This is a genomic window from Streptomyces sp. (assembly GCF_031181555.1).
Taxonomy (GTDB): domain Bacteria; phylum Actinomycetota; class Actinomycetes; order Streptomycetales; family Streptomycetaceae; genus Streptomyces; species Streptomyces fimbriatus.
This window is the reverse complement of the sequence record NZ_JAPSKQ010000117.1, coordinates 1-20,624: the sequence shown is the minus strand read 5'-3', so window position 1 is coordinate 20,624 and position 20,624 is coordinate 1. Positions and strand designations below refer to the sequence as shown.

Genomic DNA, 20,624 nt, shown 5'->3' with positions numbered 1-20,624 from the left:
GGTGGCCGGGTCGGTGCCGTAGGAGCGCTGGTCGAACATCTTGCCGGAGATGTTCGGGCGGAAGCCGTGGGTGAGGTGGCCGCCGGCGTCCAGGGACATGCCGAGCATGCGCTGGTTGCCGAAGGCCCGGCGCAGTTCGGCCCAGTCGGCCTCGGAGAGGTCGTTGACCTGGCGGACACCGGCCTTCTCCAGGGCGGGGAGCTCGACGCGCTGGGCGAGGACGGACCAGAAGGCGACGAGGTTGGCGTCGATGCCGGAGTGCGGCTGGACGTAGGCGTGGCGGGCGCCGAACAGTTCCTTGGCGTGTTCGGCGGCGAGCGACTCGACGGTGTCGACGTTGCGGCAGCCGGCGTAGAAGCGGCGGCCGATGGTGCCCTCGGCGTACTTGTCGCTGAACCAGTTGCCCATCGCCAGGAGGGTGGCCGGGGAGGCGTAGTTCTCGGAGGCGATCAGCTTGAGCATCTCGCGCTGGTCGGCGACCTCCTGGCCGATGGCGTCGGCGACCCGCGGCTCGACGGCGCGGATCACGTCGAGGGCGGCGCGGAAGGCGGTGGAAGCGGTGGAGAGGGGCTCGGCTGACATGAGGGACCTCCGGACGTGGCGTCGGCGTTCACGGTACGGCCCAGGCGCACGGCACTCGTCCCGGACCCGTGGGGCCCGGGGGCCGCTCCCCGATGGTCGGTCCCATCCCAGCGCGCCAGTCACGGCCCGCGGCTCAGCCTACCGGGAGCGGCCGGGCGACGGTCGCGGCCGTCCACCATGTGGGTCGCCCCGTCCGGAGCCCGGGTCCGTCCGCGGGGCCTACAGGATCACGTGGGGCAGGAAGCGGGCGTACTCGTCGGTCACCAGGCCGGAGGACTCGCGGATGCCGAGACCGGCGGACTCGTTCTCGACGACCCAGGCGCCCAGGACGACGTGGTTGCCGTCGAAGGCGGGCAGGGGGGCGAGTTGCTGGTAGCAGCAGGGTTCGTCGCGGACGACGGGCGCGGCGCCGGGCCGGTGGACGGTCACGCCGGCGCCCTCGCGGCCGAGCAGGGGCTTGGCGACGTAGCCGGTGGTGCCGGCCAGGTCGCGGGGGCCGTCGAGGTGGGCGGGGAGGAGGTTGGGGTGGCCGGGGTAGAGCTCCCAGAGGATCGCCAGCAGGGCCTTGTTGCTGAGCAGCATCTTCCAGGCGGGTTCGATCCACAGGGTGGAGCCGGTGCCGCCGCCGTTGTCGAGGGTGTCGAGGACGTGTCCGGCGAAGCGGTCGGTGGTGAGCCATTCCCAGGGGTAGAGCTTGAAGATGCTGCGGATGAACCGCAGCTTGTTGTCCACGAAGCGGCCGGAGAGGCGGTCCCAGCCGATCTCCTCCATGGAGATCCAGTCGGTGTCGAGGCCGGCCTGTTCGGCGGTCTCCTTGAGGTAGGCGACGGTCATGAGGTCCTCGCCGAGTTCGTCGGCCGAGGAGTGGGCGAAGTACAGGGGGCTGCCCGGCGGGAGGAGGGCGGCCTGCTTCCTCCAGGCGTCGACGAGGCGTTCGTGCAGGGAGTTCCACTGGTCGGCGCCGGGGAAGCGCTCCTCCATCCAGAACCACTGGGGCGAGGCGGCCTCCACGAGGGAGGTCGGGGTGTCGGCGTTGTACTCCAGGAGCTTGGCGGGGCCGGTGCCGTCGTAGCGGAGGTCGAAACGGCCGTAGACGGAAGGGAGTTCGGCACGGCGGTGCCAGGACTCGGCGACCGCGCGGGCGACGCGCGGGTCGGTGATGCCGAGGTCGGCGAAGCGGTCGGCGGCGACGATGTGGTCGGCGGCGGCGAGGCACATGCGGTGCAGTTCCTCGACGACCTCCTCCAGCGCCTCGACCTCCTCCAGGGTGAAGACGTAGTAGGCGCTCTCGTCCCAGTAGGGGACCCAGGCGTCGTCGGGGACGGGGGTCCCCGCCGCTCGGACGGGTTCGAGGGCCTTGGGGAGGGTGAGGGGGTAGATGAGCCCCTGCTCCTCGACGGTCTGCTGCCAGCCGGGGCGGGGGTCGATGGTGCGGCGTTCCACGGGGGGCGTCCTTCGGTCGGCGGGCTGCTCAGCCGCCGCCGCTGCCGGAACCCGAGCAGCCGAAGCCGCCCCGGTCGACGGCCTCGCTGCGGCTGAAGGTGCCGTAGTCGGCGTAACCGCCGCTGACCTCGGCGTCGTAGTACCAGTCGGCGTTGGCGGTACCGCTCTTGCGGCCCTTGCCGGCCGAACCGGAGGACGTGGAGGTCTTGCAGTTCTGGTCGGCGACGATCTTGTAGCCGTTGATGTAGTCGTAGCTGTCCCGGTCCACGCAGCGCCGGTCCGGATCCGACCCGCACGCGGACAGGGCCGTCGCGAGGACGCCCATGCCGCCGAGCACCACCGTGCTGGACCGCAGCCGTCGCCGTGTCTCCGCCATGTCCTTCGCTCCCCCTCGTGCCTCTGGTGCCCGCTGCCGGACGTCCGCTCCCCGGCTCGCGGCGGACAGCCTAGAGAGCGACCGGACGACGCGCACAGGAGCCCCCTGCCCGTGCACCTGCCTCCGCCGTCGTTTGGCGGCGTTTGGCCCCGGGTGCGCCTTTGCTCCGGCCGCCGGTCAGGGCAGCGCCCTGCACAACGCCTCCAGTGTGCCCGCCCAGGCGTGGTCCGGTGGGGTCGCGTAGCCGACGACCAGGGCGTCCGGAGAGGAGGTCTCGGCGGCGGGGTGGTGGTAGCGGGAGAGGCCGTGCACGGCGAGCCCCTGCCAGGTGGCCGCACGGACCACCGACGACTCGGTGCCCGGCGGGAGCCGGAGGACCGCGTGCAGTCCCGCCGCGATACCGGTGACCCGTACGTCGGGTGCCCGGGTGGCGAGCGCCTCGACCAGGGCGTCGCGGCGGCGCCGGTAGCGCAGGCGGGCCGCGCGGACGTGGCGGTCGTAGGCGCCGGAGGTGAGGAACTCGGCGAGGGTGAGCTGTTCGAGGACGCCGACGGACCGGCCGCCGCCGTGCGCGACGACCTCCGGCACCAGCGACGGCGGGAGGACCATCCAGCCGAGGCGCAGTCCCGGGGCGAGGGACTTGCTGGCCGTGCCGAGGTACACCACGTGGTCGGGGTCGAGGTCCTGGAGCGCGCCGACGGCCTGGCGGTCGTAGCGGAACTCGCCGTCGTAGTCGTCCTCCAGGATCAGTCCGCCGGTGCGGCGCGCCCAGTCGACCGCCGCGGCGCGGCGCTCGGGCACCAGGACACCGCCCAGCGGGAACTGGTGCGCCGGGTTGAGCAGCACCGCGTCGGCGTCGCCGGCGTCCCGGGTGCGCGTACCGAGGTCGTCGAAGGGGAGCGGGACGGTGCGCACTCCGGTGCGTTCGACCAGGTCCCAGTGGACGTCCAGGCCGTAGGACTCCACGGCCAGCGTGCGGGCGCCGCGGGCGCGCAGGACCTCGCAGAGCAGCTGGAGGCCGTGGGCGAAACCGGAGCAGACCACGAGGCGTTCGGGGTCGGCGCGCACGCCCCGCACGCGCGCCAGGTAGTGCGCGAGCGCCGTGCGCAGTTCGGGCCGGCCGCGCGGGTCGCCGTAGCCGAGGGCGTCGTTGGGGGCGGCGGCCAGGGCGCGGCGGGTGGCCTTGAGCCATGCGCCGCGGGGGAAGGAGGCGAGGTCGGGGGTGCCCGGGACGAGGTCGTACGGAAGCCGGCCCGGGGTGCGCCGCGGGGAGGCGGGTGGGGCCGGCGGCCGGGGCACCGCACGGTCGGCGACCCGGGTGCCGGAGCCCTGCCGTGCGGTGAGCCAGCCCTCGGCGACCAGATCGGCGTAGGCGTCGGCGACGGTGTTGCGGGCGATGCCCAGGTCGCCGGCGAGGGAGCGGGAGGAGGGCAGCCGGGTTCCCGGGGCGAGCCGGCCGGTGCGGACGGCCTCGCGCAGGGCGTCGGTCAGGCCGCGGCGCAGGCCCGGACCGGTCGGTTCGAGGTGCAGGTCGATGCCCAAAGTGGCCCAGCGTTTCGCCATGGAAATGGACCATACCCCTGGGCTGCTTCGCTCCTAGGGTCGAGGGCATGACGACGAACACCGAGACGAACACGGAAGCGACCACGAAGTACGCCCCCGAGCCCACCCCGCGTCTGGACTGGGCCGCGCTCGCCCCCGACGTCTACAAGGCGATGATCAGGCTCGACACGGCGGCCCGGCGGGGACTCGACCCGGCACTCCACGAGCTGGTGCAGATCCGCGCCTCCCAGATCAACCACTGCGCGTTCTGCCTGGACATGCACACCAAGGACGCGCTCGCGGCGGGCGAGAGCGTGGAGCGGATCGTGCAGCTGAGCGCCTGGGAGGAATCGCCGCACTTCTACACGGAGAAGGAGCTCGCGGCGCTGAAGCTGACGGAGGCGGTGACGGTCCTCACGGACGGCTTCGTGCCGGACGAGGTGTACGAGGAGGCCGCCCGGCACTTCGAGGAGGCCGAACTCGCCCAGTTGCTCGCCACGATCACCGTGATCAACGCGTGGAACCGGTTCGGGGTGACCTGCCGCAGGACTCCCGGTCACTACCGGCCGGGACAGCACACGTGACGGCACGGACGACGCGTCTCGACGACGGTGTCCGCTCCGCCCTCCGGACGCTGAGCGCCACCGCCAAGAAGGGGTTCGGCGACCCCGTGCTCGCCGAGCTGGTCCAGATCCGCGCCTCGCAGCTCAATCACTGCGCGTTCTGCCTCGACCTGCACCTCGCGATCGCCCGCGGGCAGGGGGTGGACGAGCGCCGGCTCGATCTCCTGGACGCCTGGGAGGAGGCCGGGGACGTCTTCGACGAGCGGGAGCGGGCCGCGCTGGCGCTGACCGAGGCGGTGACCGTACTGACGGAGGGCTTCGTGCCGGACGAGGTGTACGAGGAGGCCGCCCGGCACTTCGGCGACACCGAACTCGCCCATCTCGTCGCGCTGATCACCGTCATCAACAGCTGGAACCGGCTGATGGCCGGGCGGCGGATTCCCCCGGGCAGCACCGAGTGGTGAGCAGGGCCGGCGTTCGGGGGCCCGTCCGCGTGTCGGTCCGGCCGGACGGCGAGGGCCCCTCGCCCACCGCGCTCGGTGGGCGAGGGGCCCCACGCCCCACGCTCGGGCCGGCCCCGCGCGTCACGTCCGGACCGGGTCCGCGACGCCGTGCCCCACGGGCACCGCGCGACCTCGCGGCCGGTCCGCCGGCGTGAGGGTCAGGGCAGCCACTTCTTCCAGGTGGACTCGTGGCCGTCCGCCCACTTCTTCGCCGCCTCCTCGGGTGACAGCTTCTGCTCGGCGATCATCAGGGAGACCTCGTTCTGGTCCTCGGTCGTCCACGTGAACCTCTTCAGGAAGTCCGCCGCATCCCCGCCGTTCTCCGCGAAGTCCGCGTTGAGGTACTTCTGCAGCGGGGTGTGCGGGTAGGCGCAGGCGACCTTCTCCGGATCGGCGTCGCAGCCCTCCTTGTACGGCGGCAGCTTCACCTCCGTCATCGGCACCTTCTCGAACAGCCACTGGGGTGTGTACCAGTAGGTGAGGAAGGGCTTCTTCTCCTTGGCGAACTGCTTGATCTGGGTGATCTGCGCGGCCTCGGAGCCGGCGAACACGACCTGGTAGTCCAGCTTCAGGTTCTTCACCAGCGCCTTGTCGTTGGTGACGTAGGACGGCGAGCCGTCCATCAGCTGGCCCTTGCCGCCGCTCTCCGGGGTGCGGAACTGCTCGGCGTACTTGTTCAGGTTCTTCCAGTCCGTGACGTCCGGGTGCCGCTTCGCGAAGTACGTCGGCACGAACCAGCCGATGTGCCCGGTGACGCCGAGGTCACCGCCGTTCACGATCGTCTTCTTGTCCTCGACGTAGCGCTGTTCCTGTTCGGGGTGGCCCCAGTCCTCCAGGATGGCGTCGACCCGGCCCTGGCTGAGCGCGTCCCAGGCGGGCACCTCGTCGACCTGCACGGTGTCGACGCGGTAGCCGAGCTCGTGCTCCAGCAGGTACTGGGCGACGGCCACGTTGGCCTGGGCGCCGACCCAGGACTGCACGGACAGGGTGACCGTCTTCGCGCCCTGGGCGTTCGCGAAGGGGGACGCCTGCCTGGTCATGTCGGCGGCGCCGCAGCCGGTCAGCAGCAGGAGGGCGGACACGCCCGCCACCGCCGGCGTCGTCCGCAGGCGCGTGGTCCGCATCCGCATGTCACGCTCCCTTCTTCGTGCGGCGTTCGGTCGGCTGGGTCACCCGGTCGAGCATCAGGCCCAGGCAGACGATCGCGGCCCCGGCCACCAGACCGGTCGCCAGGTCGCCCTGGGCGAGGCCGAAGACGACGTCGTAGCCGAGCGCGCCACCGCCGACCAGGCCGCCGATGATGACGACGGCGAGCACCAGGACCACGCCCTGGTTGACGGCGAGCAGCAGGGCCGGGCGGGCCAGCGGGAGCTGGACCTGGCGCAGTTGCTGGCCGCTGGTCGCGCCGAGCGAGCGGGCCGACTCCAGGGCGGCGGGGTCGACCTGGCGCAGGCCCTGGGCGGTGATGCGGACGACGGCCGGCAGCGCGTAGACGACCGCGGCGGCGACGGCCGGGGCGCGGCCGACGCCGAACAGGGCGACGACCGGGATGAGGTACACGAACTGCGGCATCGTCTGGAACACGTCCAGGACCGGCCGCAGCAGCCGCTCGAACCGGTCGCTGCGGGCGGCCGCGATCCCGGTCGCGAAGCCGATGACGAGGGTGACGGCGACGGCCGCGAGGACCTGCGAGAGCGTGTCCAGCGACGGCTTCCACACGCCGAGCACCCCGATCGCGGCCATGGCGAGGACGGCGGTGAGCGCGGTGCGCCAGGTGCCGATCAGCCAGGCCAGGGCGGCGACGACGAGCAGCACCGCCCACCAGGGCAGCCACTGCAGGCCGTCGCGGAGCGGGTCGAGCACCCAGGTGGTGAAGTGTCCCGCCCAGTCGGCGGTGCCGCCGACGACGGGGACGCCCGAGTACAGGTGGGCGGTCATCCAGTCGACGGCGCGGTTGACCGGCTCGGCGATGCCGACGACCCACCCGTCGGGCCAGTTCAGGGCGTCCGCCAGGCGGCCGGCGACCGCCACGGCCGCGGCGGCGGCCAGGGCGTACAGCCACAGTGCGCGGGCGTGCGGCGCGGGCGCCTCGCCGAGCCGGGCGCCGGCCGCGCCGGTCACCCGGTCGAGGACGACGGCCAGCAGCACGATCGGGATGCCGGCGGCGAGCGCGGCGCCCACGTCGACCGAGGCCAGCGCCTGGTAGACGCGGTCGCCGAGACCGCCGGCGCCGATCACGGAGGCGATGACGGCCATGGACAGCGCCATCATGATGGTCTGGTTGAGGCCGAGCAGGAGTTCCTTGCGGGCCAGCGGGATCCGGGCGGTCAGCAGGCGCTGGCGCGAGGTGGCGCCGAGCGACTCGACCGCCTCCAGCACCTCCTTGTCGGCGCCGCGCAGACCGAGCGCGGTCAGCCGGGCCATCGGCGGCGCGGCGTAGACGACGGTGGCCAGGACGGCCGCCGGGACGCCGATGCCGAAGACCAGCACGACCGGCAGGAGGTAGGCGAAGGCCGGGAGCACCTGCATGGTGTCCAGGACCGGGCGCAGCGCGCGGTGCATCCGGTCGGACAGTCCGGCGGCGAGCCCGAGCAGCGCGCCGACGACGACCGACGCGGCGACCGCGACGACCATCAGGGCGAGCGTCTGCATGGTCGGCACCCACATGCCGAGCAGACCGCAGGCGAGGAACGCGGCGCCCGTGCCCAGGGCGAGCCTCGGGCCCGCGGCCCGCCAGGCGACGAGCGCGGCGACGGCGGTCACCCCCGCCCAGCCGACGGCGAGGAGGGCGAGGTAGACGGCGCGCACGGCGAGGACGACGACGTTGCTGACGTGGCCGAAGAAGTACAGGAAGAGGGGGTGGGAGTCCCGGTTGTCGATGATCCAGTCGCTCGCCCTGCCCAGCGGCTCGGAGACGTCGACGGTCAGCGCCCCGGGCCAGCTGCCGCTCGCCCAGCGTGCGGCGGCGAGCGGGACGAGGATCGCGGCGACGAGTGCCAGCGCGAGGAGCTTGCGCAGGGCGCGGTGCCGGAGGATGCCGGGCAGGCCGGCGCGGGGGGCGGCTGCGGTGATCGTCGCCATCAGACCGCCTCCTTGGGCAGCTCCGTTCCGGCGGACGGCTCCGTTCCGGTGGGCTGTCCGGTACCGGCCACGACCGACAGCAGGGCCTCGGAGTCGACGACGCCCACGCAGCGGCCCTCGTCGAGGACCCGGGCCGGGCCGCCCGCGCGGGCGACGGCCTCGATGGCCTCCGACACCGTGGCGTCGGGACGCACGGCCGGACCGCTGCCGGCCTCCTCGGCGGAGACGGCGGGGCGCATGGCCGTACGGACGGTCATGACCTGCTCGCGCGGGACGTCCCGGACGAACGCGCGGACGTAGTCGTCGGCGGGCGAGCCCACGATCTCCTCGGGGGTGCCGAGCTGGACCACGCGGCCGTCGCGCATCAGGGCGATGCGGTCGCCCAGTTTCAGGGCCTCGCCCAGGTCGTGGGTGATGAAGACCATCGTGCGGCCCTCCTCGCGGTGCAGCCGGACCACCTCCTCCTGCATGTCGCGCCGGATGAGGGGGTCGAGCGCGCTGAACGGCTCGTCGAACAGCAGCACTTCGGGGTCGACGGCGAGCGCGCGGGCCAGTCCGACGCGCTGCCGCTGGCCGCCGGACAGCTGGGCGGGCCGGCGCTGCTCCATGCCTTCCAGGCCGACCTTGGCGACGACCTCGGCGGCCTTCTCGCGGCGTTCCGCCCTGCCCATGCCCTGGATCTCCAGGCCGTAGGCGACGTTGTCGAGGACGGTGCGGTGCGGCAGCAGGCCGAAGTGCTGGAAGACCATGGCGGCGCGGTGCCGGCGCAGTTCGCGCAGCCGGGCCCTGTCCATGGCGCGGACGTCCTCGCCGTCGATGGCGATGGTGCCCGCGGTCGGCTCGATGAGGCGGGTCAGGCAGCGCACCAGGGTGGACTTGCCGGAGCCGGACAGCCCCATGACGACGAAGACCTCGCCCTTGCGGACGTCGAAGCTCACGTCACGGACGGCGGCGGTGCAGCCGGTGCGGGAGCGCAGCTCGGCCGGGTCGAGGGCGGCGAGCTCCGGGTCGCCGGGAACGCGGCCGGCCTTCGGGCCGAAGACCTTCCACAGGCCGTCGACGGAGAAGACGGGGGCGGGGCCCGCGGTGCCGGTGGCGGCGGCGGTCGTGACGGCGGCGGTGGTACTCATCACGCACCGCCCCCGATCAGGTCGACGGCCCGCTCACCGACCATCAGCACCCCGATCATCGGGTTCACGGCGGTCATGGTCGGGAAGACGGACGCGTCGGCGATCCGGATGCCCTCCAGGCCCCTGATCCGCAACTCGGGGTCGACCACGGCCTGTTCGTCGTCCGCGGCGCCCATCCTGCAGGTGCCGGCCGGGTGGTAGACGGTGTGCGCGACCTTGCGGGCGTACTCGCTGAGCTCCTCGTCACCGGTGATGTCCGGGCCGGGGGCCACCTCGCGCTTGAGCCAGCCGGCCAGCGGCTCGGTCTTCGCGATCTCCCGGGCGATCCTGATGCCGTCGACGAGGGTGCGGCCGTCGTAGTCGTCCTCGTCGGTGAAGTAGCGGAAGTCGAGGGCGGGCTTGGCCTCGGGGTCGGCGCTGGTGAGGTAGAGCCGGCCGCGGGACCTGGGCTTGGGGATGTTCGGGGTCATCGAGACGCCGAACTCCGGCCGCCGGTAGCCCAGTCGCTCCGGGTTGTCCGTGAACGGGATCTGGTAGAAGTGGAACATCAGGTCGGGGCCCGCGTGTTCGGGGTCGCGGCGCACGAACAGGCCGGCGTCGGAGTCCATCGCGGAGTTCTCCGGGATGGGTCCGTTCGTCTCCCAGACGATCACCGACTCGGGGTGGTCGAGCAGGTTCTCGCCGACGCCGGGCAGGTCGTGCGCCACGGGTATGCCGAGCGCCTCCAGGTCGTCCTTCGGACCGACGCCGGAGTGCAGCAGCAGCCGGGGCGAGTCGACGGCCCCGGCGCACAGGACGACCTCGCGCCGGGCGCGGACCAGGATCTCCTCGCCGTCCTTGGTGCGGACGTGGACGCCCTCGGCGCGGGTGCCGTTCAGCTCCAGCCGGTAGGCCCAGGTCTCCAGCATCAGCGTCAGGTTGGGGCGCTCGTCCATCACCGGGTGGAGGTACGCCACCGACGCCGACGAACGCTTGTTGTTCTCCGGGTGGTAGGCGAGGTCGAAGAACCCGACGCCCTCGGTGAACGGCTTCCTGTTGAAGCCCTCGACGCGCGGCACGCCGAGCGCGGCCTGGGCGGCGTCGACGAAGTCACGGGCGATGGCGTTCCGGTCCCGTTCGTCGACCGGGACGATGTTGTTCTTGAGCCGGGCGTAGTACGCCTCCATCTGCACGGCGCCCCAGCCCTTGGCGCCGGCCGCCTCCCACTCGTCCCAGTCGGACGGCAGCGGCTTGAACGCGATGAGCGTGTTGTGCGAGGAGCAGCCGCCGAGGACGCGGGCGCGGCTGTGCCGGATGTGCGAGTTGCCGCGCGGCTGCTCGGTGGTGGGGTAGTCGTAGTCCAGCTCGCCGCCGAGCAGGCCCATCCAGCGGCGCAGGGTCAGCACGTCGTCGCGGCCGACGTCGCTGGGGCCGCCCTCGATGACGGCGACGGTGACGTCCGGGTTCTCGGTCAGCCGGGAGGCGATGACGGAACCGGCGGTTCCGCCGCCGATGACGACGTAGTCGAATTCCTGGGTGTGATCGGACATGGGGGTGGTACTCCTCCGGGGACTCGGGACAGGTGGGTGAGGTGCGACTTCGACAGAGGCGGCGCGCGGGCGTGCGCGGCACGCACGCGGGTGTGCGGTGCCGCCCTGCGCGCCGCCGAGGGGTCACGGGCGTGCCCTCACGCCCGTACGCGCCGTCCGGTGGTGCCGACTCAGCCGGCGAACCAGCGCACCGGCTTCGGTGCCAGGTTCTGGTAGACGTGCTTGGTCTCGCGGTACTCGGCGAGACCGGCCGGGCCGAGCTCGCGGCCCACTCCGCTCTTGCCGAAGCCGCCCCACTCCGCCTGCGGGAGGTAGGGGTGGAAGTCGTTGATCCACACGGTGCCGTGGCGCAGCCGTCCGGCCACGCGGCGGGCGCGGCCCGCGTCGGCGGTCCAGACGGCGCCGGCCAGCCCGTACTCGGTGTCGTTGGCGAGGGCGACGGCCTCGTCCTCGGTGCGGAAGGTCTCGACGGTGAGGACCGGCCCGAAGACCTCCTCGCGCACGACCCGCATCTCGCGGTGGCAGTGGTCGAGGACGGTCGGCTCGTAGAAGTAGCCGGTCGCGGGACGCTCGGCGGACGGCTCCGGCCGCTTGCCGCCGGAGCGCAGCACCGCGCCCTCGGCGAGCGCGGACGCGACGTACGCCTCGACCTTCGCACGCTGCTGCTCGGAGACCAGCGGCCCGCACTCGACGCCCTCCTCGGTGCCCCGGCCGAGCCTGATCCGCTCGGCGCGGCGGGCGAGTTCGGCGACGAAGCGGTCCCGGACCGACTCCTCGACGATGAGCCGGGCGCCCGCCGAGCAGACCTGGCCGCTGTGGATGAAGGCGGCGTTGAGGGCCTGGTCGACGGCGGTGTCGAAGCCCTCCTCGGTGGCGCAGGCGTCGGCGAACACGACGTTGGGGTTCTTGCCGCCGAGTTCGAGGGCGACCTTCTTCACGCTCGGCGCGGCGGCCTGGGCGACCTTGGTGCCGCTGATCAGCCCGCCGGTGAAGGAGACCAGGTCGACGTCGGGGTGCTCGGCGAGCCGGGCGCCGACGGTGTGACCGGGCCCGGTGACGATGTTGGCGACCCCGGCCGGCAGTCCCGCCTCGATGAGCAGGTCGACGAGCGCGACGGTGGTCAGCGGGGTGATCTCGCTGGGCTTGACGACGAAGGTGTTGCCCGCCGCGAGGGCCGGGGCGATCTTCCAGCTGGCCTGGAGCAGCGGGTAGTTCCAGGGCGTGATCATCGCGCAGACGCCGACCGGCTCGTGCACGACGACGCTGTGGATGTCGGGCGAGCCCGCGTCGACGACCCGTCCGGGCGCCTCCGCGGCGACCAGGTCGGCGAAGTAGCGGAAGGCGTCGGCGACACAGTCGATGTCGACGCGCCCCTCCTCGAGGGTCTTGCCCGCGTCCCGGCTCTCCAGCAGGCCGAGCTCCTCCCGGTCCCGCACGAGCAGGTCGGCGACGCGGCGCAGCAGCGCGGCCCGTTCGGCGGCGGGCGTGTGCGGCCACGGCCCCTCGTCGAAGGCGCGCCGGGCGGCGGCCACCGCGAGGTCGGTGTCCTTCTCGTCGCCCTCGGCGACCACGGCGAACGGCAGGGCGTCCGCGGGGTCGAGGATCTCGCGCGTGGCCCCCGAGACGGCCGCTCGCCATGTGCCCCCCGCGTGGATGGTGTCGCGCGCCTGAAGTTCTGTGCTGTCCGCCATGATCGGTTACTGACCTTCCGTTCCTGTTCCACGTCCGTGAGTCACACGGGTGTCACCCACGGGACCGGGTGCTCCTGCCCTTGGGCCCCGGATGCATGCGCAATCCGCGGCCGGGAGTGCGCTGTGTCACTGAACGGGAGGAGGAAACGGCAGAAATCGCCCACCTCGTGAGCGGTCGGTCACAGACGCCGCACGCGGTCCGGAGAGGCCGGGGGCCGTCCGCCCCGGCCCGCGGGGGCGTCGGACGGGGGCACGGCGGTGCCGTCGGGGAGCGGGACGGGCAGGCGTCGCCCGCCACCGGTCCGAGGAGTGGCCGGCGGAGGACCGAACGGGACCGCTTCCAGCGCGTGTTCGACCGCGTCGTCCCGTCGTGATCACGGACTTCCGTTGATCCGGGGGAAGTTGGTGCGGCCGGGCACCGGTGCCGGTGGTGTTCGGACACAATGTGATCGTGTCCACCGCCTTGGAATCAGAGTTCGACGACGGTACGCCGGTCAGGTTCCTGCTCGCCCCCGCTCCGGGCGGGCCCGCCCCCGCGCCACCCGCGGACGACGGCCTCCCCGAGGGCATGGGCCGGGCCGTGCCCGTGGCCGCCGGGGGCCGGGCCGTCGCCAGCCTCGCGTCCGGCGCCCTGCGCCGGGCCCTCCGGCCGCTCGGCCCGCTTCTCGAGGAGGTGCACGACGTGGTGTCGTCCGTGCCGGAACCGCCCGCCGAGCTGAGCGTGACCTTCGGGGTGCAGATCGGGCAGGACCTCAAACTCGGCATCGTCGGCGGCAACGGACAGGCCCACCTCACCGTCACCGCCACCTGGAGCCCTTCCGGATCCGGCGCCGCGGCCGACGGCGTGCCGGGCGACGCGGCGGCGGCTGCCGGTCCCGCTCCGGCCACGGGGTAGCCGTGGGCTGGTTCCGCGAGCCGGACCGCCTCGATCACGCTCCGGCGCTCTACACCGTGTCCATCAGCGGGCCGAAGGGCGCCGTGTGGTCGGGCGCCGGTTTCCTGCTCGCCGACGACACGGTGCTGACCTGCGCGCACGTGGTCAACGACGCGCTCGGCAGAGCCCCGTTCGAGACGCGGACGCCCGGGCCCGAGGAACTGCAGGTGGTCGTCCGGTTCCCGTTCGTCACCCACGAGCGGCGCCCGGCCCGCGTGGCGCACTGGATCCCGCCGCGCGCCAAGGACGGCGGACCGGTGGCCGACGGTGCCGACGAGTGGCTCGGCGACCTCGCCGTGCTGCGGGTCGACATGCCCCCCGGCAAGCGTGCGGTGCCGCCTCTCCGCGGTCCGCTGCGGGCCGGCCGGAAGGTGCGGGCGTGGCACGCCGGCGGACGGGAGGCGACCTTCGCCGACCTGGAGGTCAAGACCGACGACGGCCCCATCGCCTACCTCGACGGCGCCCCCACCGGCATGTCCGTCGGTCCCGGCTACAGCGGCGGCCCGCTCTGGTCGCTCACCGACGACGCGGTCGTCGGCCTGGTCGCCGCGCACTTCATGCCGCCCCGCGACCCGGCCACGGGACTGCCCCGACCGCACAGCCCGCAGCACCTGATCCGGCGCAGCTGGGGCATCCCCTGGCAGCACATCGAGGCCGAACTGCGCGCCGTGGGCGCCCTGGACGCGGAGGAGCGGGCACCGGTCGACCCGGACGACCCGGCCCACGTCCTGCTCGTGGGGGCGATCGCCGACGCGCTGTCCTCGGCGACCCGGCGCGGCGACGTGGCCCGGCGGCTCGCGGAGGGGTGCGGCGTCGGGCACGGCGGCGAGGTGACGCCGCCCAGCGTGGAGGAGTTCGCGGCCTTCCTGCTCACCCACCCGCGCGCGCTGCCGGTCCTGACCGAGCTGCTGCGGCGGGACGAACCCGAGGTGACCCGGCGCATCCTGGTCGCCGGCCGGCTCTCCCGCGTCCCGCGGCTGCTCTCCCCGCGCGAACACCGCCTGCTGCACCAGCTGTTGCGCGGTATCGACCGCCCGGTGCTGGACCGGTTCGGCGAGGCGGTGCGCGCGGCGCTGCCGCTGGTGGCCGCCTTCCCGGGGGGCGAGACGCTGGACGCGCTGCTCGACCATCTGGAGACGCTGTCCGGCGACGGCCGCTCCGAGGACGGCGCGTCCCGGGTCCCGGCGCTGCTGCGGGTGATGGAGTACGTCGGCATGCTGTGTCCCCCGGCCCAGCGCGCGGGACTGCGGCTGTGGTCGGACGGGGTGGCCGCACGCCTCGGCATCCCCCGCTCCGCACTCGCCGAGCGGCGCGCCGACGCCCAGGAGTGGGCCCGGGTGACCCGCGACCGGTCCGCCCGCGCCCGCGTCCTGGTCCAGGTGACCCGGGCGGATCCGGGCCGCCACCGGCTGCGGATCTGGTGCGACGAGGGCGCCGGCCTGCGCCAGGTGTCGACGGACACCACCGTGTCGTACTCGGCGCAGGAGGCGGCCCGGGAGCTGCTGCGGGTGCTGGAGTCGCTGGGGCCGTCCGCGGCGGACGGACAGCGCCCGCTGGTGGAGGTGCTGGTGGACCGCACCAGTCTCAATCTGCCGGTCGACGAGTGGGAGGGGCAGACCCCGGGCCAGATCGTTCCGGGGGTGCTCGGCGTGGAGTTCCCGCTGGTCGTGCACTGTCCGGAACTCCTGCGCCGGCACGAGCGTTTCCTCCCCGACTGGCGACGTCGCTGGAGCCTGCTCGACTCGGGGGCGACGCTGGTGGTCTCGGACGCCTCCACGGACCCGAACAAGGTCTACTACGAGCTGATGGACCGCCTCGACACGGTCCGCGTCTCCGTCGACGCCGCCCCCGACCTGCGCGACCGCATCGTGCAGATCTGCCTCGCGGTGGGCATACCGGTCGTCGTGTGGGACCGGGGCCGGGGCGGTGACGGGCACGTGGTGAAGCGCCTGGCGGAGGTGGCCACCCGGGAGCTGCCCGACGGGGTGCGTTCCTACCGCGCCAACACCATGATCCGACCGCTGGAGTACCCCGGGCGCCCGGTCCTCGCCTGGGCCGACGCCGACCGGACCGTGCCTCGCCTGCACCTGACCGAACCCCAGGAGGGCCCATGACCCCCGCCGCCGAAACCGACTGGCGGCTCTTCCGCGGCACCGGCTCGCCCCGTGCCGTCGACCTGCCGCCGGCCCCGCCGTGGCGCCGCTTCGCGCCCTCCGGCGCCGACCGGCCCGAACTGCCGTACCTGATCGAGGCGAAGCACGCCGACGTCGTCAACGCCGCGCTGCACCTGCGCCGTCCCCTGCTCGTCACCGGCCCGGCCGGCACCGGCAAGTCCTCGCTGGCGCGGGCCGTCGCCCACGAGCTGAGCCTGGGGGAACTGCTGCGCTGGCCGATCAACAGCCGCTCCACCGTGCGCGAGGCGCTCTACCAGTACGACGCGATCGGGCGGCTGCGCGAGACCACGCTGAGCCGTGACCGCGGCGAACGGGAGCCGTCCATCGGCACGTTCATCCGGCTCGGCCCGCTCGGCACCGCCCTGGTGCCGGCCGGGCGGCCGCGCGCCCTGCTCATCGACGAGATGGACAAGGGTGACGTGGACCTGCCGAACGACCTGCTGACCGTCTTCGAGGACGGCGTCTTCGAGATCCCCGAGCTGACCCGGCTGCCCGAGGACGTCACCGACGTGGAGGTGCAGACCGCCGACCACGGTGGCACGGTCCGGGTGCACCGGGGCCGGGTCCAGTGCGAGGAGTTCCCCGTCGTCGTCATCACCAGCAACGGCGAGCGGGACTTCCCGCCCGCCTTCCTGCGCCGCTGCATCCGCCTCGACCTGCCGGTGCCGGACGAGGAGCGGCTGCGGGCCATCGTCGCCGCGCACCTCGGCGAGGAGGCGCTGCGCGAGGCCGACGACCTGCTGGAGGCGTTCCTGCGCCGCCGGGCACCCGGCGAACTCGCCACCGACCAGCTGCTGAACGCCGTCTTCCTGCGCGCCGGCGGCGTCGACCTGGACGCGGAGGGCCTGCTCGACGCCGTACTGCACCAGCTCACCGGGGCACTGTGACCGTGCCGGGGACGCGCGCGGGAGCCGTGCCGGGACGGCGGGAGGCGGTGTGACCGACGTCGGCGGTGCGCGGCTCGGCGAGGTGCTGCGGGTGTTGCGGGCCTGTGGCCAGGACCTGGACGCGGACCAGGTCCTCGACGTGCTCTGGCTCGCGCGCCGGCTGCCCGCGGGAACCGTCGCGCCCCTGCGCGAGGGGCTGCGCACCGCCCCGCCGGCACCGCACCGGCCGCCGCCCGCCGAAGCCGCGGAGGAGACGCCGCGGCCACCCGCGCCGGAACCGGACGACGAGAGCCTGCCCGATCTCACCCCGCTGTCGCTGTACGCGGCGGCCCGCCGGCCCTCGTCCCCCACCGCCGAGACGCGGCCCGCGGAGGTCCGCCCGGCACGGGCCCGCCCGCCGGAGCCGCGGCCCGCGATGCCCGTGCGGGTGCCCGAGGCCAAGGCGCTCCCCGACGAGCTGGCCCTCGGCCGCGCCCTCAGGCCGCTGCGGCGCCGGCACGGCAGCCGGCACCGGTACGAGCTGGACGAGGAGCGCACGGCGGCCGAGCTCGCCGAGACCCGGCTGCCCGACGTGGTGCTGCGTCCGGTGCGGGAGCGCTGGCTGCATCTGGTGCTGCTGGTCGACGACGGCCTGTCGATGCTGCTGTGGCACCGGCTCGCCGCCGAGCTGCGGACGCTGCTGGAGCGGCTGGGCGCCTTCGCCTCCACCCGCGTGTACGGCCTGGACACCCGCGACGCCCGCCGGCCGCGGCTGCACGCCCGCCCGTTCGAGCCGGACGGCCCGCCCGTGCCGGCCACGACGGTCAACGACCCGAACGGCCGCACCCTGGCCCTGGTCGTCACCGACGGCATGGGCGCGGCCTGGCGCCACGACCCCCTGTACGGGCTGCTCCGCTCCTGGTCGGAGCGGGGCCCGGTGGCGCTGCTGCACACCCTGCCCCCGGAGATGTGGGAGGCGTCCGGCGTGCACGCCGAGCGCTGGCAGGCCACGACCCAGCACATCGGCGGTGCCAATGCCTCCTGGCAGATCACCGACCCGGTGCTCCCGCCCCAGCTGGCCCGCTTCGACGGCGTCCCGGTGCCGGTGCTGGAGCCCACCGCCCGCGCGCTGGGCGACTGGGCGCGGCTGCTCGCCTCACCGGGCACCACGGTGGAGCTGCCGCTGCTGGCACGGCCGAGCCGCCATGCCGCCGTGACCGATGCCCGCGGTCTGCGCAGCGCCCAGCACTTCCGGGACGCGGCCACCCCGGAGGCGTACCGGCTGGCCGCTCATCTGGCGGCCGTGTCGCCCCTGTCGGTGCCCGTGATGCGGCTGGTGCAGTCGGCGGTGCCGTGGCCGGCCCGGACCGCGCACCTCGCGGAGGTGTTCCTCGGCGGGCTGGTCCGGCCGCATCCGGCGCCGGTGCCCGGACCGCTGCCCGCCAAGCACCTGGTCTTCGACTTCACCGAGGAGTCCAAGACGGCTCTGCTGGACGCGGTGCCGCAGGCCGAACTGCTCGGCACGAGCCGTGCCATCGGACGCCGCCTGGAGCAACTGGCGGGCAGGTCCCCGGACTTCCCCGCCTGGTTGACCCATCCGGACGGGGACGCCGAACTCCCGCACACGCACCACCCGTTCACCAGCGTCGAACGACGGCTGCTCACCCGGTTCGGCGTGTCGGCCGGACGACGGGAGGACGGCGCGGAGCCGGGCGGGACGGCGCCGGAGCCTCCCGCCGACGACGACTGGGCGCCGCTCACCGACACCGACCCGAGCCGCCTCGGCCCGTACGAGCTGCGGGGGCGGCGGCGCGGTGGCCGGACGGTGGTGTACCGGGGCGTCGACCAGCACGGCAACTGGGCGGCCCTGCGCACCCCGCGCCCCGATCTGCCCGCCGTCAACGCACGGTTGATCGAGGTGGAGGCGCGGGTACTGGACCGGCTGCACGGCCGGTACGCCCCGGCGCTGCTGGGCAGTGACCCGGACGGCGGCCCCCCGTGGCTCGCGATGACCCCGATCGCCGACGAGGACGCCCCGGACCGGCGGCCACCGCGGCTGGCGGACCTGGTGGCCCGGGCCGCCGAGGACGGCAGCGCGCCCTTCGACACCCTGGCCGGTCTGCTGGTCGCCTGGCACCTGGCGAGCGCGTTGAACGTGTGCCACCTCAACGGCGTGGTACTGGCGGACTTCAGCGCCGACAGCGTGTTCGTGCTGCGTCGTTCGGTGGTGCTCGGTGATCTGTCGGACTGCGTGATCGACGGCCGGTTCGAGGGCGTCGGTCCGGTTCCGACGGCCGAGGACAACGTGCGCGCGCTGGGCGAGTTGCTCCAGCTGGTCAGCAGCAAGGTGGGGGTGAGCACTCCCGGACTGCCGGAGGGCATGCACCTGTGGCAGGGCGACAGCTGGGAGCAGCTGCGCCGTCTCGTGCTGCGCTGCCTCGCCCCGGAGCCGGCCGACCGACCCGCGCCGGGCGAGATCGCGGACGTCCTCGCCCGGTACATCGATCTGGCCCGAGCCGCGCGGGAGGCTCCCTCGGCGCGGATGTGGGTGCGTCCCGTGCCCCGCGTGCCGCTGAGACCGCCCCCCGGAACCGGCCGGGACACCGCCGGTGCCGAGCTGCGGCTGCCCCGCTTCGGCGCCGCCCGGCGCCACGGCCGGGCGCAGCTGGAGCGGCTGCGGGTACCCCTGCGCCAGGGCCTGCGGCTGACGGTGCTCGGGGCCCACCCCAACAGCGGGCGGTCCACCACGACGGTGCTGCTCGGCTCCGTGCTCGCGGCCGCGCGCGGGGAGCCGGTCCTCGCCGTCGACGGTTCGCCCGGTCAGGGGGCGCTGGAGACGTTCCTCACGGGCGACCGGTTCCGGAACCGGGCCGGGGTGCGTGACCTGGCGCTGCTGCCCGACGGCGCGTCGTACGAGGAGATCAGCGCCCGCACCTCGCGTCTGCCCTCCGGGCTCCAGCTGGTCGCGCACCGGGGAAGGCGGGTCGCGCCCAGCCCCGCCCATCCCCAGGAGTACGCGCGCATGCTGGCGCTGACCGATCCCCACTACCCGTTCGTGCTGACCGACTGGCCGCCGACGCGGTTGGACGAGTCGGCCGACGTGGTGCTGGACCTGACGGACCGGCTGGTGCTGTGCTGCGCCACCCTCGACTGGTGCCTCGCCGCCGCGGTGCGCACGCTCGGCCGGCTGCGGGAGAGCGGGCGCCGGGCGCTCGCCGACGACGTGGTGGTGGCGGCCGTCGACGTGCACGGCGGTGGTGCGGACGGCCGGCTGCCCCCTGAGATCGCCGAGAGGCTGGGAGTGGAGGTCCGCCGGGTGGTCCCCGTCCCGTTCGATCCCTCGGTGAGGGAGGTCGTCTGGAACCTCGGCCGGGTGCGGCCGACGACCGCACGCGCGTACCTGGACCTCGCGGAAGCCGTCATCGGCTCCGGAACGCGCTGATCCCCGGGTCGCGCGGGCGGCCCGGGGATCAGCGGCGGAGCGGGGGGCGTCAGATGAGGCCGAGGCCGCGGACCGCCTCGCGCTCCTCCTCGAGCTCCTTGACGGAGGCGTCGATGCGGGCGCGGGAGAACTCGTTGATCTCCAGGCCCTGGACGATCTCGTACTTGCCGTCCTTGCAGGTGACCGGGAAGGAGGAGATCAGGCCCTCCGGGACGCCGTAGGAGCCGTCCGACGGGATGCCCATGGAGACCCAGTCGCCCTCCGGGGTGCCGTTGACCCAGGAGTAGATGTGGTCGATGGCGGCGTTGGCGGCGGAGGCGGCCGACGAGGCGCCGCGGGCCTCGATGATCGCCGCACCGCGCTTGGCGACGGTCGGGATGAAGTCCTCGGCCAGCCACTTCTCGTCGTTCACGGCCTCGGCGGCGTTCTTGCCGGCGACGGTGGCGTGGAAGATGTCCGGGTACTGGGTGGCGGAGTGGTTGCCCCAGATCGTCAGCTTCTTGATCTCGGAGACCGGGACGCCGGTCTTCTTCGCCAGCTGGGTCAGCGCGCGGTTGTGGTCCAGGCGCGTCATGGCGGTGAACCGCTCGGCGGGGACGTCCGGGGCGGCGGCCTGGGCGATCAGCGCGTTGGTGTTGGCCGGGTTGCCGACGACCAGGACGCGGATGTCGTCCGCGGCGTGGGCGTTGATGGCCTGGCCCTGCGGCTTGAAGATGCCGCCGTTGGCCTCGAGGAGGTCACCGCGCTCCATGCCCTTGGTGCGGGGGC

At 74.0% G+C, this 20,624-nt stretch carries 15 protein-coding genes and 1 pseudogene; 6 read left to right on the top strand and 10 right to left on the bottom strand.

Translation table 11 applies throughout. The features are described from left to right. From RIM90_RS21790 to RIM90_RS21775, 4 genes and pseudogenes are all read right to left on the bottom strand, one after another. Positions 1 to 582: pseudogene (locus RIM90_RS21790) on the bottom strand (glycine hydroxymethyltransferase); the annotation flags it as partial. Positions 583 to 801: 219 nt separating this feature from the next. Further along, a complete protein-coding gene (locus RIM90_RS21785) occupies positions 802 to 2,025 on the bottom strand; it encodes a glutathionylspermidine synthase family protein (protein ID WP_309062430.1) in 1,224 nt (407 codons plus the stop codon). Between the two features lie 28 nt (positions 2,026 to 2,053). Then, positions 2,054 to 2,401: a hypothetical protein gene (locus RIM90_RS21780; protein ID WP_309062429.1), complete on the bottom strand. Its 348-nt coding sequence runs from the start codon at positions 2,399 to 2,401 to the stop codon at positions 2,054 to 2,056. 177 nt (positions 2,402 to 2,578) lie between these two features. After that, positions 2,579 to 3,964 carry a PLP-dependent aminotransferase family protein gene (locus tag RIM90_RS21775; RefSeq protein WP_309062428.1) on the bottom strand — a complete coding sequence of 462 codons (1,386 nt, stop codon included), beginning with the start codon at positions 3,962 to 3,964 and terminating at the stop codon, positions 2,579 to 2,581. Between the two features lie 47 nt (positions 3,965 to 4,011). Between RIM90_RS21775 and RIM90_RS21770 the strand changes: the two genes are divergently transcribed. Then, positions 4,012 to 4,527, top strand: a complete 516-nt coding sequence (locus RIM90_RS21770) for a carboxymuconolactone decarboxylase family protein (RefSeq protein ID WP_309062427.1) — start codon at positions 4,012 to 4,014, stop codon at positions 4,525 to 4,527. Then, positions 4,524 to 4,970 carry a carboxymuconolactone decarboxylase family protein gene (locus tag RIM90_RS21765; RefSeq protein WP_309062426.1) on the top strand — a complete coding sequence of 149 codons (447 nt, stop codon included), beginning with the start codon at positions 4,524 to 4,526 and terminating at the stop codon, positions 4,968 to 4,970. Before RIM90_RS21770 ends, RIM90_RS21765 begins: the two co-directional genes overlap by 4 nt. A gap of 197 nt (positions 4,971 to 5,167) precedes the next feature. On the opposite strand, the gene RIM90_RS21760 is transcribed toward RIM90_RS21765, so the two are convergent. The 5 genes from RIM90_RS21760 to RIM90_RS21740 all read right to left on the bottom strand — a co-directional run bounded on the left by RIM90_RS21760 (position 5,168) and on the right by RIM90_RS21740 (position 12,440). Further along, on the bottom strand, positions 5,168 to 6,139 hold the full coding sequence (locus RIM90_RS21760; RefSeq protein WP_309062425.1) for an ABC transporter substrate-binding protein: 972 nt from the start codon (positions 6,137 to 6,139) through the stop codon (positions 5,168 to 5,170). Between the two features lies 1 nt (position 6,140). Continuing rightward, on the bottom strand, positions 6,141 to 8,090 hold the full coding sequence (locus tag RIM90_RS21755; RefSeq protein ID WP_309062424.1) for an ABC transporter permease subunit: 1,950 nt from the start codon (positions 8,088 to 8,090) through the stop codon (positions 6,141 to 6,143). After that, a complete protein-coding gene (locus RIM90_RS21750) occupies positions 8,090 to 9,220 on the bottom strand; it encodes a glycine betaine/L-proline ABC transporter ATP-binding protein (protein WP_309062423.1) in 1,131 nt (376 codons plus the stop codon). Before RIM90_RS21750 ends, RIM90_RS21755 begins: the two co-directional genes overlap by 1 nt. Continuing rightward, positions 9,220 to 10,749, bottom strand: coding sequence for a GMC oxidoreductase (locus RIM90_RS21745; protein ID WP_309062422.1), 1,530 nt, complete (start codon positions 10,747 to 10,749; stop codon positions 9,220 to 9,222). Before RIM90_RS21745 ends, RIM90_RS21750 begins: the two co-directional genes overlap by 1 nt. Positions 10,750 to 10,919: 170 nt before the next feature. After that, positions 10,920 to 12,440: an aldehyde dehydrogenase family protein gene (locus RIM90_RS21740; RefSeq protein ID WP_309062421.1), complete on the bottom strand. Its 1,521-nt coding sequence runs from the start codon at positions 12,438 to 12,440 to the stop codon at positions 10,920 to 10,922. A 451-nt stretch (positions 12,441 to 12,891) separates the two neighbouring features. Between RIM90_RS21740 and RIM90_RS21735 the strand changes: the two genes are divergently transcribed. Genes RIM90_RS21735 through RIM90_RS21720 form a run of 4 tightly spaced genes read left to right on the top strand, consistent with a single transcriptional unit; the run spans position 12,892 to position 19,856 of the window. Further along, complete coding sequence (locus tag RIM90_RS21735; RefSeq protein WP_309062420.1) at positions 12,892 to 13,335, top strand: CU044_2847 family protein; 444 nt, start codon at positions 12,892 to 12,894, stop codon at positions 13,333 to 13,335. A gap of 2 nt (positions 13,336 to 13,337) precedes the next feature. Then, positions 13,338 to 15,488: a trypsin-like peptidase domain-containing protein gene (locus RIM90_RS21730; protein WP_309062419.1), complete on the top strand. Its 2,151-nt coding sequence runs from the start codon at positions 13,338 to 13,340 to the stop codon at positions 15,486 to 15,488. Then, on the top strand, positions 15,485 to 16,435 hold the full coding sequence (locus tag RIM90_RS21725; RefSeq protein ID WP_309062418.1) for a MoxR family ATPase: 951 nt from the start codon (positions 15,485 to 15,487) through the stop codon (positions 16,433 to 16,435). Before RIM90_RS21730 ends, RIM90_RS21725 begins: the two co-directional genes overlap by 4 nt. A gap of 49 nt (positions 16,436 to 16,484) precedes the next feature. After that, positions 16,485 to 19,856: an SAV_2336 N-terminal domain-related protein gene (locus RIM90_RS21720; protein WP_309062417.1), complete on the top strand. Its 3,372-nt coding sequence runs from the start codon at positions 16,485 to 16,487 to the stop codon at positions 19,854 to 19,856. A gap of 49 nt (positions 19,857 to 19,905) precedes the next feature. Here the strand turns inward: RIM90_RS21720 and RIM90_RS21715 are convergent. Beyond that, a partial coding sequence (locus RIM90_RS21715; RefSeq protein WP_309062416.1) for a malate dehydrogenase occupies positions 19,906 to 20,624 on the bottom strand: 719 nt, incomplete at its 5' end.

What these genes read in the sequence shown, in the direction of transcription:
- RIM90_RS21745 (WP_309062422.1), bottom strand. Translation starts at nt 10,749, where the DNA reads ATGTCCGATCACACCCAGGAATTCGACTACGTCGTCATCGGCGGCGGA.
- RIM90_RS21755 (WP_309062424.1), bottom strand. Translation starts at nt 8,090, where the DNA reads ATGGCGACGATCACCGCAGCCGCCCCCCGCGCCGGCCTGCCCGGCATC.
- RIM90_RS21750 (WP_309062423.1), bottom strand. Translation starts at nt 9,220, where the DNA reads ATGAGTACCACCGCCGCCGTCACGACCGCCGCCGCCACCGGCACCGCG.
- RIM90_RS21725 (WP_309062418.1), top strand. Translation starts at nt 15,485, where the DNA reads ATGACCCCCGCCGCCGAAACCGACTGGCGGCTCTTCCGCGGCACCGGC.
- RIM90_RS21740 (WP_309062421.1), bottom strand. Translation starts at nt 12,440, where the DNA reads ATGGCGGACAGCACAGAACTTCAGGCGCGCGACACCATCCACGCGGGG.
- RIM90_RS21770 (WP_309062427.1), top strand. Translation starts at nt 4,012, where the DNA reads ATGACGACGAACACCGAGACGAACACGGAAGCGACCACGAAGTACGCC.
- RIM90_RS21760 (WP_309062425.1), bottom strand. Translation starts at nt 6,139, where the DNA reads ATGCGGATGCGGACCACGCGCCTGCGGACGACGCCGGCGGTGGCGGGC.
- RIM90_RS21780 (WP_309062429.1), bottom strand. Translation starts at nt 2,401, where the DNA reads ATGGCGGAGACACGGCGACGGCTGCGGTCCAGCACGGTGGTGCTCGGC.
- RIM90_RS21775 (WP_309062428.1), bottom strand. Translation starts at nt 3,964, where the DNA reads ATGGCGAAACGCTGGGCCACTTTGGGCATCGACCTGCACCTCGAACCG.